The sequence below is a fragment of the Algoriphagus sp. CAU 1675 genome (genome assembly GCF_029222925.1).
In the GTDB taxonomy this organism is placed as follows: domain Bacteria; phylum Bacteroidota; class Bacteroidia; order Cytophagales; family Cyclobacteriaceae; genus Algoriphagus.
On the sequence record NZ_JARHUI010000006.1, the window covers coordinates 90,039 to 106,064 of the forward strand.

Annotated in this window: 17 protein-coding genes and 1 tRNA gene; 12 read left to right on the forward strand and 6 right to left on the reverse strand. The window is 42.3% G+C overall.

What is annotated here, in order from left to right:
* The 5 genes from P2G54_RS14280 to P2G54_RS14300 all read right to left on the reverse strand — a co-directional run bounded on the left by P2G54_RS14280 (position 1) and on the right by P2G54_RS14300 (position 3,459).
* Positions 1 to 354, reverse strand: a complete 354-nt coding sequence (locus tag P2G54_RS14280; protein ID WP_275872227.1) for a hypothetical protein — start codon at positions 352 to 354, stop codon at positions 1 to 3.
* A 712-nt stretch (positions 355 to 1,066) separates the two neighbouring features.
* Positions 1,067 to 1,708 (reverse strand): hypothetical protein, encoded by a 642-nt coding sequence (locus P2G54_RS14285; protein WP_275872228.1) that lies wholly within the window; start codon positions 1,706 to 1,708, stop codon positions 1,067 to 1,069.
* Between the two features lie 511 nt (positions 1,709 to 2,219).
* Positions 2,220 to 2,303 (reverse strand) — tRNA-Leu (locus P2G54_RS14290).
* Between the two features lie 82 nt (positions 2,304 to 2,385).
* Positions 2,386 to 2,685 (reverse strand): antibiotic biosynthesis monooxygenase family protein, encoded by a 300-nt coding sequence (locus P2G54_RS14295; protein WP_275872229.1) that lies wholly within the window; start codon positions 2,683 to 2,685, stop codon positions 2,386 to 2,388.
* A gap of 3 nt (positions 2,686 to 2,688) precedes the next feature.
* A complete protein-coding gene (locus P2G54_RS14300) occupies positions 2,689 to 3,459 on the reverse strand; it encodes an SAM-dependent chlorinase/fluorinase (protein WP_275872230.1) in 771 nt (256 codons plus the stop codon).
* A 104-nt stretch (positions 3,460 to 3,563) separates the two neighbouring features.
* Between P2G54_RS14300 and P2G54_RS14305 the strand changes: the two genes are divergently transcribed.
* The 12 genes from P2G54_RS14305 to P2G54_RS14360 all read left to right on the forward strand — a co-directional run bounded on the left by P2G54_RS14305 (position 3,564) and on the right by P2G54_RS14360 (position 14,919).
* Entirely contained in the window at positions 3,564 to 4,553 is a 990-nt protein-coding gene (locus P2G54_RS14305; protein WP_275872231.1) for a PhoH family protein, read from the forward strand.
* Positions 4,522 to 4,956, forward strand: a complete 435-nt coding sequence (locus tag P2G54_RS14310) for a GNAT family N-acetyltransferase (protein WP_275872232.1) — start codon at positions 4,522 to 4,524, stop codon at positions 4,954 to 4,956. The genes P2G54_RS14305 and P2G54_RS14310 overlap by 32 nt, the downstream gene beginning before the upstream one ends.
* 31 nt (positions 4,957 to 4,987) lie before the next feature.
* Positions 4,988 to 5,551, forward strand: a complete 564-nt coding sequence (locus P2G54_RS14315) for a DUF3575 domain-containing protein (RefSeq protein WP_275872233.1) — start codon at positions 4,988 to 4,990, stop codon at positions 5,549 to 5,551.
* A 179-nt stretch (positions 5,552 to 5,730) separates the two neighbouring features.
* Entirely contained in the window at positions 5,731 to 7,557 is a 1,827-nt protein-coding gene (locus P2G54_RS14320; RefSeq protein ID WP_275872234.1) for a ComEC/Rec2 family competence protein, read from the forward strand.
* A 65-nt stretch (positions 7,558 to 7,622) separates the two neighbouring features.
* Positions 7,623 to 8,399: an enoyl-CoA hydratase-related protein gene (locus tag P2G54_RS14325; RefSeq protein WP_275872235.1), complete on the forward strand. Its 777-nt coding sequence runs from the start codon at positions 7,623 to 7,625 to the stop codon at positions 8,397 to 8,399.
* Positions 8,400 to 10,322, forward strand: coding sequence for an ATP-dependent DNA helicase RecQ (locus P2G54_RS14330; RefSeq protein ID WP_275872236.1), 1,923 nt, complete (start codon positions 8,400 to 8,402; stop codon positions 10,320 to 10,322). It begins immediately after the preceding gene.
* Entirely contained in the window at positions 10,315 to 10,908 is a 594-nt protein-coding gene (locus P2G54_RS14335) for a hypothetical protein (protein ID WP_275872237.1), read from the forward strand. Before P2G54_RS14330 ends, P2G54_RS14335 begins: the two co-directional genes overlap by 8 nt.
* Positions 10,908 to 11,459, forward strand: coding sequence for an NUDIX hydrolase (locus tag P2G54_RS14340; RefSeq protein ID WP_275872454.1), 552 nt, complete (start codon positions 10,908 to 10,910; stop codon positions 11,457 to 11,459). The genes P2G54_RS14335 and P2G54_RS14340 overlap by 1 nt, the downstream gene beginning before the upstream one ends.
* On the forward strand, positions 11,459 to 11,908 hold the full coding sequence (locus P2G54_RS14345; RefSeq protein WP_275872238.1) for a thioesterase family protein: 450 nt from the start codon (positions 11,459 to 11,461) through the stop codon (positions 11,906 to 11,908). Before P2G54_RS14340 ends, P2G54_RS14345 begins: the two co-directional genes overlap by 1 nt.
* 45 nt (positions 11,909 to 11,953) lie before the next feature.
* Complete coding sequence (locus P2G54_RS14350) at positions 11,954 to 12,646, forward strand: tetratricopeptide repeat protein (protein ID WP_275872455.1); 693 nt, start codon at positions 11,954 to 11,956, stop codon at positions 12,644 to 12,646.
* Complete coding sequence (locus P2G54_RS14355; RefSeq protein WP_275872239.1) at positions 12,647 to 13,612, forward strand: L-threonylcarbamoyladenylate synthase; 966 nt, start codon at positions 12,647 to 12,649, stop codon at positions 13,610 to 13,612.
* A 107-nt stretch (positions 13,613 to 13,719) separates the two neighbouring features.
* Positions 13,720 to 14,919 carry a phosphoglycerate kinase gene (locus P2G54_RS14360; RefSeq protein WP_275872240.1) on the forward strand — a complete coding sequence of 400 codons (1,200 nt, stop codon included), beginning with the start codon at positions 13,720 to 13,722 and terminating at the stop codon, positions 14,917 to 14,919.
* A gap of 126 nt (positions 14,920 to 15,045) precedes the next feature.
* Here the strand turns inward: P2G54_RS14360 and tsf are convergent, their stop codons facing one another.
* A complete protein-coding gene (gene tsf, locus P2G54_RS14365) occupies positions 15,046 to 15,876 on the reverse strand; it encodes a translation elongation factor Ts (RefSeq protein WP_275872241.1) in 831 nt (276 codons plus the stop codon).
* Positions 15,877 to 16,026 lie beyond the last annotated feature (150 nt).

Sequence of the window (16,026 nt, forward strand, 5' to 3'; positions counted from 1 at the left end):
TTACTGAAGGAAAAATTGCTGTTCACCGCAAACCCGCATTAATTTGGATTCAATGCAGCCTCGGTAAAGGTATTCACCTGTCTGAGATCCTTTGAATTTTTTCAGGCTGACAATTCTTCCAGACTTTCCCGCTACACTTTCGCTAAACACATCCTGTCCGTTTACTTCCCATACCATCCGCCATTCATTAGTGGAAGGAAGCCCTTTAACTACGAGCAAAAGGCCTACACTGTCCTGCACTCGGAAATTGGGGCCATCTACGACTGTTACTTCCTCTATGGTGAAATCGGAGGGCTCCGGCGGAATGATATTGCAGCCAAATAGGATCAAAAAAAGAGGGGTGAGTTTTTTCATTGTTTGTTAGATAGTTGAAATTGAATTAAAAGTCAATAAAGGTAATTCGATAACTCATTCAAATGAAACGAAGGAATGATCTATCCATGTTGATGTCCATTTTTGCTTAGATAACAAAGTGTTAATGTTTTATTAGTTTAAAGTTTTTCTTTTTTTAATAGAATAAGAAAAATTCTCCCATTTCTGATCAGGAGTTAGCAGCATTTAAAAAGTCGCAATGGCTAAAGCGACAAATTCATCTGTCTAAAATTTTGTCTCATGTTTGACTTAGAAATTCTCGAAGAGTTCCGATTTACTGGTCCGGTGATTTGTATTGATTATGGAAATCAGGCCATAGGAGATTAACCCCGTGTTAATTTCCGAAAGAGTGAAGAAATTTCTCTATAAAACTTCAATGACTAAATCAAAGATGTAGTTCAAGATGCAGGGATCAATGAAATAATTGAATGGAAGAAGTATTTTAAGGAACCGAAAAGAAAGCTACTTGGGAAGTATCCAAAGTTTTAGCTGATTGCCTCCCATACATGCTGTAGGTCATTTGCTCCGAACTATTACAAAAAGGGGCCACCTAAAACCAATCAGGCTTGGTAGTGGCAATGTAGACGCACAAAGCAGGATTCACGAGGAGTATCTTAAAAAGATCAAGAAATGGGGCCTTAGTTTAAATAAAAATCAGGGCGACTGGATTTTTTTCAATCGCCCTGAAAAATCTTTATTCAGTATATGAAATCCTCCTTGATGCTTTCCTCATGAGTATGTTGATTAAATCTTCCGTAGAGGATCCCATAGATCCAGAAATTCCTTTATTGTAATTTGCGATTTGCGTGCCATCTTCGCTGTCATAAATTGACATGTTCAAGACGGCTTTATTAGTGCTTCCATAAAATCCAGCTAAGAGCCCCAATGCAAGGGAAGCCCCCTCGGACATAGGTTTGTTGGTTTCAAAGGTGCCCATAATGATCGCATCAACCTCTAACATGTCTGCTAATTCATCAGGTGTGTAATCCTGTAAATTTGTGAAATCCACTCCCATTTTTCTAAGTTTGGCATTCGTGGTCATAGGGTCTAAAAAGCTTACTTTCAGTTTTCCTGTTTTTTCTCTTTTCAGGAACCAGGAATGCATTGCACTTTGGATGCTGTAACCTTCATCTTCTTCCAATTTCATTATTTGCTCATTGGTCATCGACTTCATGTCTTTTGGTCGTAGAGTGATTGAAGTCTTGAAGGGTAAAATGGCGACTTTATTCTGACGGGCAATGTACTGGTCTATGTTTGGGTGTTCGTAAAGATGTGTTTGAGCCCATCCATTTGCGCAAATAAAAAGAAGGAAAATGGGGAAAAGGAACTTTTTCATAGGTTATAATTTTAAATTGAATTGTTTAAAAATTAAGTTGGATAAATATCTAAAGTGAGAAGTTACTAAAAAATACACCGAACAAGGTGTTCTCTCTTGGATATTTCTTTCTTAATCTTTACAATTTAAAAATATAATTTATCGGATTCTTTTACCACTTTCAATACTCTTGCCAAAGTTAAAACTTGGACTGGGGAGGCTAATGGATGCTCCCAGATTGAATGATACCCAAAAGATTAATCAAATTCTAGTGTATGATGAGGTTAGAGCTTTTTCTTCTGAGAAGTAGGTATATTTGATAGATCGAGGATTCTCCACAATAGTAATCGAAGACCCGGATACCGGGGAAAATTTTATGGAGTGATAGAGTTAACCTATTAAGGTTTATTAAAAAATTGAAGATTCCAAGTCCATTCTAAGGAGGAGGGCAGTCTGCTATGAGCGGAGAATTGAAATATGTTTGCCAAAAAATACAAAACCCCTTCAAAATTGCTTCTGAAGGGGTTTCTTGTACCCAGGGCCGGAGTCGAACCGGCACGAGTGTAACCTCATTGGTGTTTGAGACCAACGCGTCTACCAATTCCGCCACCTGGGCATTTCAAGTAGGTTTTCTAAACCTTTCCCGTTCCTTTCCGAACGGGATGCAAATATGAAAACAATTTTTTTTTCCTACAACTTCAGACTTTCACTTCCTGCATTTTTTTTGAGCTAAATGCCATGGGTTTGTCTGAAAAAAGCCTCTTGGTGTCTTTCCAGACGGATTTAAAAAGCTCAGAATCACGGTATTGATTCAATGCGCTCTCGTCTTCCCAAAATGAATAGGTGATGAAAATATTTTTTTGATTTTCGTCCTGCCAAAGCTCCAAATGCTTACAACCCGGGAAATTTCGGATCAAATGCTTACTCTCCTCGAAGATTTTCAGGAAAGCACCGGTCTCATTTTCCCGGAAAGTCATTCTGACGATTCGGATCAGCATGGCTTAGGAGTTGAAATTGATATGAACAACACTGTCCACTCTCAGACCAAGTAAATTGGCTCCATGTCCGTGGTTGATTCCGATTTCTAAAAGGTCCAGACTGTTGAAATAAGCAAAGCAATCTCCCGGTTCTACCTGATCACACCCAGTATTCAGCTTTTGGAGGGTTTCCCTGCCAAATTCTATGGTGAAGTTGCCGGGGTTTAGTTTTTCGAAAACTTCCTTCTTGATGTTGGTGATCAGATTGCCATAGCGGTCTATCCGGGCCACATGCCCTATGATTTGTTCCCGGGTTGCCTTGGCGTTTCTAGGCATCAGTTTTCTGAATTTCGTCAGAGGACCTCCAAAATCATGAATGGCAGCCCCGGAAGCTACTTTGGCAGCTATGGGAGCAAGAATGTCCTTGGTGGGGAAGGAAGTGTCTTTGATATGGATATCCGCAAACTGAACCATGATCCCCGGATCCTGATCGGCCAAAAGGCTCAAGATCCCATTGTTTGGTCCTATGAAAATATGCTCTTCCAATTTGACCCCAATGTATCCTTGGGTCATACTGCCTGTTGTATTGATCGCAACTAGATGAACAGTTCCCTTTGGGAAATCCCTGAAAGTCGCCCTTAAAATAAAGGCCGCATGCGCTAGGTCAAAGGTTTCAATATTGTGAGAAATATCAATGATATTCAGTTGCGGATTGATGGCAAGCATTTTGGCTTTTACTGCCGGTACGTAATAGTCTTTATCCCCAAAGTCTGAGAGGAATGTCACCAATGCCATAGAAGCAAGTCAATTAAATTTATGTACTTTTGTTAATGGGGTGTAGGCAAAAATAAAAATTTTATTGGTACCCACTCTAACATTCTCACATCAAAGAAAACAGATTGGTAGAAAAAGTAATTACACTGGAAAATGTGCCCTTGGCTGAGTTTTTAGGTCAGGCAAATGAAAATATCCGACAGGTTGCACAGGCTTTTCCCCAGAGTAAAATCATCTCCCGCGGAAATGAAATCCGAATCCAGGGGGGAGCTCCGGAAATCCTTCGGATCAATAATCTGATTAATCTCCTTTTGGAGCATGTAGATCGCTTTGGGCACCTGACTCCCGAAAATGTCAAGGATTATCTGGATGTCGAAGGGGTTCCTTTTCAGGAAGCCAACCGGGACCAGGTGATTGTGTTTGGCAACAAGGGCTTGGTGATCAAACCGAAATCCCCCAATCAACGAAAACTAGTAGAAGCAGCAGTCAAAAATGACCTTGTTTTTGCCTTGGGGCCTGCTGGTACGGGAAAGACCTATATCGCAGTGGCTCTGGCAGTTCGTGCCCTGAAAAACAGAGAGGTCAAACGCATCATCATCACGCGTCCAGCAGTAGAAGCTGGAGAGAATTTAGGTTTTTTGCCGGGGGACTTGCAGGAAAAGCTGGATCCTTATTTAAGGCCGATTTATGATGCCCTTCAGGATATGGTGCCACCTGAAAAGTTGAAATACTATCAGGAGACCCGGGTAATTGAAATTGCCCCATTGGCCTACATGCGCGGAAGGACTCTACATGACGCCTTTGTCTTGTTGGATGAGGCCCAAAACACCACCTCTGAGCAGATCAAAATGTTTTTGACACGAATGGGACCCAACTCCAAGGTAATCATCACAGGGGATCAGACCCAGGTGGATTTGCCAGTAAGACAGAAATCAGGCTTGTCTGAGGCCTTACGGATATTGAAAGACGTGAAAGGCATTGGAATAGTGAATCTAAGTGGCAAGGATGTCATTCGTCATAAATTGGTTAAGGCCATTATCGAGGCCTACGAAAAAAATCAAATAGAAAAAGATCAGTACAAAAATGAGTCTGCAGGTAGAAAAAATAACCAGTAAAGAAGAACTGGATTTTGCCTTTGCCATTCGCGAGAAAGTATTTGTATTCGAACAAGAAGTGGACCCCGCAGCAGAATACGACAAGTTTGAGGATTCATCTAGCCATTTTTTGGCGAAATTGGATGGGAAACCGGTCGGTACCGCCCGATGGAGATATACTTCCAATGGGGTTAAACTGGAGCGGTTTGCAGTACTTCAGGAAGCCAGAGGGAAAGGAGTGGGGCAGGGACTTGTTAGAGCAGTTTTGAATGATATTGCCTCTCAGGAGGAAACCAAGGAAAAGATCAAATATCTCCACGCTCAGTTATTGGCAGTTCCTTTGTATGCCAAATTTGGCTTCGAAAAGGTTGGAGATATTTTTGAGGAGTGTAATATTCTGCATTACAAGATGCAGTTGAAATAAATTTGATTAAACCAACTTAAACTATTTTCTTATGAAAAGACTGATTTTTACAACAGCTTTGATTTTGGCCTTGTCCCCATTCATAAAGGCACAGGAGCTTATATCCAGCAGCAGTGGTGTGAGAGGAGAATTTTCCAATGAGGTAAAGATGAATTTCCTCAACATGATTGTTCTGGGCTCCATAGAGGTGGGATATGAAAAATACCTGAGTGAGGATCATTCCCTGGATTTTCAGGCCCACATCAATGACCGATTTGGATATAATCTTGAGGGAAAAGGAAAAAACTACAAAACCAATTCCCTTCAGGCATCTATGAATTTCTACTTTGGGGATAATCCAAATGGGAGATTTTACATTTATCCTTTGGCCAAAGTTCGCTTTGGGGATTTTGAAGAAACCAAAAATGGAGGGATTCAGACTACCAATATGAATACCTTTCTCTTGGGCGTTGGATTGGGGTACAAATGGGAATTCTCTTCGCACTTTGCCTTTGGGCCTTACGCAAGCGTCTCCCGAGGATTCAACGATGAAGTAGCAGAAAGATTTTCCAGAATTGAACCCAATGGTGGATTTTCATTAGGATATAGATTCTGAAACGTCATAAAACACAAAGAGCCTGAAGAGGCTCTTTTTTTTTGCTTAAAAATCAGTAGCTTAAGGTTTTACTTTTTGCCATGAGCTTTTCTGATTTTCCATTTTTAAGGTATCTCCCTTTTTTGCTTTCCGGTGTTTTTCTAGGAAAAACACACTGGGCTTTCCCCTTATGGATTACAATGGTTCTCCTAAGTATCAACTGGATTGCCTATCTGCTTTTGGTGCTGTACAGGAAAGAAGGCTTCAAACAGTTTTGGCTTCCTTATTCCCAACTGGTTTTACTTGGGATACTTGCGTGGCAGTCTGGGTTTTTGTTGACCCAGCCCTATTCAAATGAAATTGCTTATCCCTATATCGCCGAAGTTCTTCAATATGATCAAGAAAAGCCCAACTCCCGAGAAAACCTACTTGAAGTAAAATTTATTAAGAAGGATGGGACTTGGGAAAGTGCCAAGGGGAAAGTATTGCTCTATCACCGAACTGAAGCCAAGCTTAAACCCGGACAAATCATAAGCATTGCAAAAGCTCCTGAATCCGTGCCTCCCCCGGTGAATCCCCATGAGTTTGATTATCGAGGTTTTTTAGCCAGAAAGGGGATAGCAAATAGGCAGTTCGTGAAAGACGAGCTGTTTTTGTTGGATTCAAATGCCACTAAAACCTCAAGCTTTTGGGTGGAGAACCTCCGTGAAAAGCTCAAAGGGCTTATCCAGTCCAAGGTGTCTGACAGGCAAAGCCAGAATATTGCTTTGGCTTTGTTACTGGGACAAAAACAACATCTGGACAGGGATACCAGAAAGGCTTATTCTGAGACGGGGGTGATGCATGTATTGGCTGTGTCTGGTTTGCATGTGGGAATCTTGGTCGGGGTTTTAATTCTCTTAATCAAACCATTGAGTTTGGGAAGGAGGAAGAAAAAATTCTACTTGTTGGGAGTGGTACTGGTCATTTGGGTTTATGCTTTTCTGACGGGACTGTCTCCATCTGTGCTTCGTGCTTCAGTGATGTTTTCCTTGATTGTCTTGGGGCAGATGCGGGAAAGAAAGCCTTCCATTTTTAATATTCTCGCTTTTTCTGCCATGCTGATGATTGTCATTGATCCTGAGGTTTTGTTTGAAGTGGGATTTCAGCTTTCCTATTTAGCCGTGCTTGGAATCGTTGTTATTCAGCCTTTGATCCTCCGCTGGTGGCTTCCACCCAACAAGGTGATGGAATATATCTGGCAATTGATTTGTGTCAGTGTCGCTGCTCAATTAGCGACTTTCCCCCTTTCTGTTTGGTACTTTCACTCCTTTCCTCCCTATTTTTTAATGGCCAATTTGGTGGTGGTTCCGCTTACCTTTTTGGCCATGAATGTGGGAATCCCATTTTTAGTTCTTGGCTTTGTTCCCTATTTGGGGGATGCATTGGGGATGGTTTTGAATTTTTTACTGAAAATCCAGTTTTGGGTACTGCAGTTCATCCAGATTCTACCCGGAAGCAGAATGGATGGACTGACAATCTTTTTCCCAACTATGCTCGCTATTTGGGGATTATTGTTGGTTTGGGGGCTTTGGGATCATTTTTCCAAAAAGAAGCTTATCCAAACAGCATTCCTTTTTCTCTTTGTTTGGGCTGCGTATCGTCTCCATCAAGAACTGGATAAACCGGATTCTGCTTTGGTAGTTTACCGATCTCAGAAAGGTTGGATGATGGATTTTTGGAACGGGAAAAGTCTCCAATCCTGGAATGAGGGGATTAGTAATGAAGATATAGATTATTTAGTCAAGCCAAACCGGATCGCAATGGGATGGAGCGGATTTCCTGGATCCTTAAAGGCCATTGAAGAAGGGGACTTGAAACTTTATTTTCCAGAGGTTGGAGTCAAATTAAGCAAAAGCAATCAGATACTTTTCTTAGACCCCAAGATCCCTTCCCAAGCGCAGGTCTGGAAGGATGGTTTCTGGGAGAATTATGCTAGAAAAGACAGTCTGGATTTTTCCGGATCGGCTATTCGGATACTTTTTTAAGCTTGGATTTTGTGAATCCTTCATTCTCGTCCTAACTTGATTCCTGAGAATTTAATCAGAAATTCATGAGTTCTTCCGTACAAACCAATGTAAGTGACCGAATAGGAACGATTACAATGAATCGTCCCGAAAAAAGAAATGCCCTCAGTCCCGAACTGATCCGGGATTTGTTTGTGGCTTTTGAAGAGATGGCCGAAAACCAGGATGTAAAAATCATCCGGTTACGGGCAGAGGGGAAGGCTTTTTGTGCAGGGGCGGATTTGGCCTATCTGCAGCAATTGCAGAACTTCTCGAAGGAAGAAAACCTAGAAGACAGTCATAGGCTCAAAGAGTTGTTTTCCCTGATTTACAACATCCCTAAAGTGGTCATTGCGGAGGTTCAGGGGCATGCGCTAGCCGGTGGATGTGGCTTGGTGACGGTTTGTGATTTTGCCTTTGCTGTACCGGCGGCCTTGTTCGGATATACCGAAGCTAAAATTGGCTTCGTTCCGGCTTTGGTTTCGGTTTTTTTGCAGGAACAGATCGGTGTCGCCAAAGCCCAGGAACTTCTCTTGGCAGGGGAGTTGATATCCGCTTCAAAGGCAGCCGAATTGGGGTTGATTACCGAAGTGGTGCATGCTGAATTTTTGGAAAAAGCAGTGCTGGATTTTTCCCACAAACTTGCCAGTCAAAATTCTGCCAATTCCATTTCCGAGACTAAAAAGCTCATGAGGTCAATTCATCAAGCTTCCCGAGAAGAAGCTCTGAACCGTGCAGCAGAAGTGAATGCAGATGCCAGGGCCCATCCGGACTGTGTAAAAGGAATCAACTCATTTTTAAATAAAGAGACCCCAAACTGGTAGGTGGAAACAAGTGCACTCCAAATCTTAAAAGAAGTCTTTGGATGGGGTGAATTTCGCCCGGTTCAAAAGCAGGTGATCGATTCGGTTCTTTCCGGGAAAGATACACTTGCCTTGATGCCAACAGGGGGAGGTAAATCCCTGTGCTACCAGGTTCCTGCTTTGGTAAATGAAGGGGTTTGTCTGGTCATCAGCCCACTGATTGCCCTGATGAAGGACCAGGTGGATAATCTTCGCAAAAAAGGAGTTTTTGCGGCAGCAATTTATTCGGGCATGAGTTACCGGGAAATTGACCGCACTTTGGACAATTGCATCTTTGGAGGCTATAAATTCCTTTATGTTTCTCCCGAACGCTTAAAATCGGAGCTTTTTATTGAGCGTTTTCGCCAAATGAACATCAATTTGATTGCAGTGGATGAGGCCCATTGTATTTCTCAATGGGGATATGATTTCAGACCGCCTTATTTGGAGATCGCACAGATAAAAGTTTACCACCCCAATGTGCCCGTTTTGGCTTTGACCGCCTCGGCAACTCCAGAAGTTTGTGCCGATATTCTGGAGAAACTGGAGATGAAGCAACCTGCTTTTTTTAGGCAAAGTTTTGCCAGAAAAAATCTGAGTTATAGTGTTCGGCTTATTGAAAACAAGCTTGAAAAAGGCGTAGAGATATTAAATCGTGTCGGAGGTACTGCGATCTGGTATGTCAGGAACCGGCAGCATACCCATCAGATCACCAGGGCATTGAATCAAATGGGGATTAGCGCAGGGGCCTATCATGCGGGACTTTCCATGGAAGTACGGGCCCAACAGCAAGAGGCCTGGATGAATAATCAAATCCGGGTCATGGTCAGTACCAATGCCTTTGGGATGGGGATAGACAAGCCAGATGTTCGGGTTGTAATTCATTCCGATATGCCCGAAAATCTGGAAAATTACTATCAGGAAGCTGGAAGAGCCGGAAGGGACGGGAAGAAGTCCTATGCCGTTCTACTTTGTAATGAGGGAGACTTTGAGACTTTGTTGGATCGTGCTGCTTTAGTTTATCCTCCTAATGATTTTGTGAAGCGAGTTTACCAATGCCTAGCCAATTACTACCGGATCGCGGTGGGGAGCAATCTCCTGAGTAGCTATGATTTTGAATGGAGTGAGTTTGCAGAGACCTATCAGCTTGAGGTTTTGGATACCTTCTATGCTCTGAAAGTTTTGGAGGAGGAAGGTTTTATTGGACTTAGTGAAAGCTATTTCAGCCCCTCTAAACTTCATTTCCTTGTGAATCCTCAACGACTCTATGAGGTTCAGATCGCACAGGCAAAGCTGGATCCTGTAATCAAAGTTTTGTTGAGAACTTACGGGGGAAATCTCTTTTCTGAATACCTAAAAATCAATGAATCCAAATTGGCCAAGACCTTATCAATATCGGAAAAGGAGTTCGTATTATTGCTCGATCAACTGGCGCAAATGGAAGTCGTAGATTATGAAAAAAGGAAAGATAAGCCCCAGATTATTTTTTTAACTCCACGCTTTGATGCGGGTAAATTGCCTTTGAATACCAAACGAATTGAGATGAGACGGAAGCTGACCTTGGATAAGGCGAATAGCATGGTCACCTATGCCAGTCAAAAGGTAATTTGCAGAACGCAGTTTATTCAGGAATATTTTGGAGAGAAAAGCGACGCAACCTGTGGAATTTGTGATTGGTGTGTGGAGGATAAGAAAAATTCGGATCCCGAAAAGAGGGCTGAAAATTTGAAATCTCGGATTCTGGAAGCTTTAAAAGTTGAGGGAGAGTTAACTCAACAAAATTTATTGGAAAAATTGAGACTCCCTTCAGGGGAGTTCACTTTGGGAATAATCCGAGGTCTAATTGATTCTGGTTTGATCAGTTTACTTCCGGATGGCAAACTTACAATTAAGAATCATGGGTAATTTTCTGGATGACTTGTTGAAGAAAATTTTCAGAGATTCCGGGAAAACACCTGTGAATTACAAGGAGAATTTCAGCCTGAAAGAAGAGGAGATTTATGAGATAAATACGTGGCTGGATTCCCAGCAAGGGATAGAGCTTATGGGCTTAATTTATAAGAATATTCATTTCAAGAGAACTCAAATCAACGAGAGTCCACAAGTCCATCTTTTTGAATCTCCCTACGCAAATGGCTTTGCAGTAAGCTATGAACCGCCCTTGGATATCAAATCTTTTTCCAGTCTTTTCTTGGCTTTTTCCCGACGCATCCTAGATTTGGGATATAGGCAGGTAAGTCTGGATAGGAAGTTTGAAGAAATCAACGAGCAGGTAAAGGTTACCGAAAAGTTCTATTTCAAACCTCCCTTGCAAAATCCTGAAGAAAATGAATTGATTTCCCAGTTATTTGGGAATATTAGCATTGAAAAAGTCAGTGTAGATAACCAGCCCAGTTATATCAAATTTCTGGCTACGGTTTATTCAGATAGGCTTTACCAACAGGCCCAACCCTATGACCTATTAATTGATAGTGTGTTTAAAACTACATGATGGATAGAATTTCTCTGAAAGACCAACTTACCAAATACAGGACTCCTTATGAAGAGGAGTCAAACTTCATTGCTGATTTTATCAGTCTGACAGAAGATCCCTTGGCCTACAAGCGGGAAAGACTCGCAGGACACTTCACTGCATCTACTTGGATAGTCAATGCCGAACGCACCCATACCTTGTTGACCTTGCATAGGAAACTTGGTAGATGGTTGCAGTTGGGAGGGCATGCCGATGGAGAAGAAAACCTAATCGAAGTGGCGCTGAAGGAAGCAAGAGAGGAAAGTGGATTGAGTAAACTCAAATTGGTGGAGTCAACTATTTTTGATCTGGATAAACATATAATTCCAGAGCGTCCCCATGTTCCAGAGCATTTTCATTACGACGTCCGTTTTTTGATTGAAGCGGATATCAACGAGCCTTTGCAGATGAGTGACGAGAGCATCTCTCTTGCTTGGATTGCCTTTGATTCGGTAGTGGATATGATTGGGTATAATCCTTCAATTCTGAGGATGCTGGAAAAAACCAGTAAGTCTGAAATTTTGCTGTAATGCAGAAGTTTGACATCCAAAAGCTAAGGTCCGAGCTGGATTTTTCAAGCCCCATTCAAATCAGGTTTTCGGATATAGATGGGTATCTCCACGTCAATAACGGGATATATTTCAATTATTACGAGCATTCCAGAGCCATCTATCTTTTGGAGTACTGTGGTTGGAATGTGATGGATACCGGTACCGTGGTAGCGAGTATTACTATTGATTATTTGCGTCCCATTCATCTGGAAGACCAGGTTGAGGCTTTGGTAGCTTGTACACGAGTGGGTAACACCTCCTTTGAGTTGGATCAGTTTTTAATTGGAAAATGTAAGACCGGGGAAGAAGTGGTCTATTCCCGATGCCGCTGTACTTTGGTTTCTGTGGATATGAAAAGCATGAAGCCGGTTCCTGTGCCTGAAGTATACCGGGTAAAACTTCAACAAAAGCCTGAAAAAAGAGGCTGAATCCCTATCTTTGCCCAAAATTTAAACCCCGTGAAAAAACTTTGGATGATTGGGCTTTTGGCCCTGGGACTGATTGGCTGCAGTCCAAGTGAGGAAGAATTGATGGAGGCTGGTATTGCCAAAATGCAAACCGGATCCTGGGAAGAAGCTATAACTTATTTTGACCGCGTGATCGAGCAAAACCCCAAGCAGGCAAGAGCCTTGAATGCAAAAGGTGCGGCTTTGGTGGAACTGGGAGATTTTGAAGAAGCTGTTCCCGTTTTTACAAATGCCATAGAGGCAGATTCCTCGGATTACCGACCTTGGTTTAACAGGGGCAACGCAAATTTCGAATTGGGGAAATTTAAGGAAGCAGTTTCGGATTATAACATGGCCAATGGCTTGGATCCATCCCAAACAGATATTTATTACAATAGAGGACTGGCACTTTTAGGCATAGAGGCTTATGAGGATGCACTGCTTGATTTTGATGCTGCTTTGCAGGTAAACCCTAACCAATCTTTGGTTTATTTCAACAAGGGTAAAGCTCAATTGGGCAATAATGATCCCTTGGGCGCTTTGGAATCCCTGACCAATGCTGTAAACCTCGATGGAAAGAATGCAGCAGCTTATTACCTACTTGGGGTGACCAGAATGAGTGCTTTGGGAGAAAAGGAAGAAGGCTGTGTGGAGTTGAAAATGGCTCTTTCCCTGGGTTATACAGAAGCTCAGTCCTGGATCGACGAATTTTGTAAGTAAATGGCTGAAATCGGTAAAGACATTGCGAAAGCTAAACAGCTATTGGATGCGGGATTGTTAGTTGCAATCCCCACAGAAACTGTATACGGTCTTGCCGGTAATGCCTTGAGTCCTCATGCAGTAGCAGGGATTTTTGAAGCTAAAAACCGACCTTCTTTTGATCCTCTGATTATCCATACTTCTTCCATAGAAAAGGTCGAAGCATATGTTTTGGACTTTCCTGAGGTTTTAAAAAAGCTTGCATTAAAATTTTGGCCAGGGCCTTTGACTCTGCTGCTTCCCAGAAAAAACATCATTCCTGATCTCGTTACTTCGGGATTGGATAGGGTGGCGGTTCGGGTTCCAAGTCATGCTTTGACTTTGGAATTGCTGGAAAGCCTGGACTATCCTCTGGCGGCCCCAAGTGCCAACCCATTTGGATACATCAGCCCTACCACCGCTCAGCACGTCAATGCACAACTTGGAGAAAGAATTCCCTATATTTTGGATGGAGGTTCTTGTCAGGTAGGATTGGAAAGTACCATCGTGGGTATTGAAAACGGAGATGTGACTGTCTATAGATTGGGAGGCCTGGATCTATCCGAAATAGAGGGTGTAGTTGGCCCCATAAAAGTCCGTAACCATAGCAGTAGCAACCCACAGGCTCCCGGTTTGTTGGAAAGCCATTATGCTCCCCGCAAGCCTTTTGTACTGGGTGATTTGGAAATTTTGGTTCCTCAGTATTTAAAGCAAGGAAAGGAAATTGCCGTTTTAAGTTTTCAGAAATACTTTGATGAGCTAGCGAAGGACTTTCAAATCCAATTGAGCCCTGCTGGAGATATTCGGGAAGCAGCACAATGTCTGTTCTCTTCCATGAGGAAACTGGATGAAAGCCCCGCTGAAGTGATTCTTACTGAATTGATGCCTGAAAAGGGGCTAGGTAGGGCGATCAATGATCGTCTCCGAAGGGCTGCTGCTCAAGGATAAATGGCGGTAAATTAAATTGACCGGCTAGAAGATCGTTTTTTGCCTGAATCTTTGATAAATTCAGGCCTGATTTCAAGAATCCTAAAACAATCTATTAACCTATAATCATGAATTCTAAAATTAAAAATGTCGATAGCCTCAGTTTCGAGGGCAAAAAGGCATTGATCCGAGTGGATTTTAATGTGCCTTTGGATGAGAGTTTAAATGTCACTGACGATACCCGGATTCAAGCTGCTCTTCCTACAATCAATAAGATCTTAAAAGACGGGGGTTCTGCTATTTTGATGTCCCATTTGGGTCGCCCAAAGACCGGACCTGAGGATAAGTTTTCTCTGAAACACATTATCCCAACCTTGGAAAAGGCATTGGGGAGACCCGTTAAATTCGCTCCTGACTGTATTGGCGCTGAAGCTGAAAGCCTTGCAACGGGATTGAAAGCCGGAGAGGTTTTATTGCTTGAGAACCTTAGATTTTACAAGGAAGAAGAAAAAGGAGATGCTGAGTTTGCGCAAAAACTTGCCCGTTTGGGGGATGTTTATGTCAATGATGCATTTGGAACTGCTCACCGTGCACACGCCTCTACTGCGGTAATCGCTCAGTATTTTGACAATAAGGTATGTGGTTACCTTATGCTTTCTGAGCTTGAAAATGCAGACAAGGTTTTGGGGAACCCTGAGCGTCCTTACACTGCCATTATGGGTGGAGCTAAAATCTCTGACAAAATCCTCATCATTGAGCGTCTTCTGGATAAAGTAGATAATCTGATCATTGGTGGCGGTATGTCCTACACCTTTGCAAAAGCACAGGGAGGAACCATTGGGGATTCATTGTTGGAAGCTGATAAGCTGGACTTTGTTTTGGAATTGATGGATAAGGCCAAAGCAAAAGGCGTGAATCTAATTCTTCCTGTAGATACGGTTATTTCCAAGGCCTTTGCCAATGATGCAGAGCAGGGCTTGGCCAATAAGGGAGAGATTCCTGATGGTTGGATGGGCTTGGATATTGGACCAAAGACAAGAGAACTCTTTGCTGACGTGATTTTGAAGTCCAAAACTATCCTTTGGAATGGTCCAATGGGTGTGTTTGAAATGGATTCTTTTGACAAAGGAACCAAAGCCGTGGCTGAAGCTGTGGCCGAGGCTACCAGAAACGGAGCTTATTCCCTGATCGGTGGAGGTGACTCCGCAGCTGCAGTGAATAAGTTTGGATTCGGAGATCAGGTGTCTTTTGTGTCTACAGGTGGAGGAGCTTTACTTGAGCATATGGAAGGAAAAGTGCTTCCAGGTGTAGCAGCTTTGGAACCTTGATAGAAAAAAATCGCTATTCCAAATTGGAAACGGTTGTAGCAATACAACCGTTTTTTATTGGTTAACCATAAAAAAACCTTCCTGATCTCCCAGGAAGGTTTTTTGATATCAATTGATCGGAAAAAATTAACCGATAGAGATTCTCTTGAATGCATTTACAGTCAAGCCTTTGCTTACACTGTCAAGGTATTGAGCGATAGACTTGGAATTGTCTTTTACAAACTGCTGGCTCAATAGGGTGTTTTCCTTGTAGAACTTGTTCAGTTTGCCCATAGCAATTTTCTCAAGCATTTCTTCTGGCTTACCTTCAGCTCTTGCCTGCTCTTTTCCAACTTCAATTTCTCTTTCGATAGTTGAGGAATCTACTCCGTCCTTATCAACAGCAATTGGATTCATAGCTGCGATCTGCATTGCTACGTCTTTTCCAGCTTCTTCTACGTCAGCACCGCTTGTATTTACCAATCCTACCAACACGCCCAATTTGCCATTGGAGTGGATGTAAGGAACTACTGCTTCAGCTTTTACAGTTTCGAAATGAGAGATTTCGATTTTCTCACCGATTTTACCGGTCATTTCTACGATTTTCTCTGCTACAGTGATGTTTTCGAAAGGAAGAGCAAGGATTTCTTCAGTAGTAGAAGCACCTTTTTCAACAGCCAGGTCAATCAAAGTTTTTGCGAAAGCACCGAATTCTTCGTTTTTAGCTACGAAGTCAGTTTCGCAAGTCAAAGAAAGGATAGTTCCCTGAGCTCCGTTTTCAGAAACTTTTGTTACTACAACTCCTTCTTTTGTTTCGCGATCAGCTCTGGAAGCAGATACTTTTTGGCCTTTTTTTCTGAGGATGTCTACAGCTTTTTCGAAGTCACCTTCTGCTTCGGTCAAAGCCTTTTTGCAGTCCATCATACCGGCACCGGTCATTTGTCTCAGTTTGTTTACTTCTTGTGCAGTAATTGCCATTGTGTGATCAGTTTATGATTAAACGATTTTTATTTCTTGATAGAACCATCCTAGTATCCCTCTAATTTCGAGATGACTAGAGTGGTTGTGGTTTATTTTTAAGACTTTGAGGCAAAGCTCAGAAGTCAGGTAGAAACAAAAAATTGAACA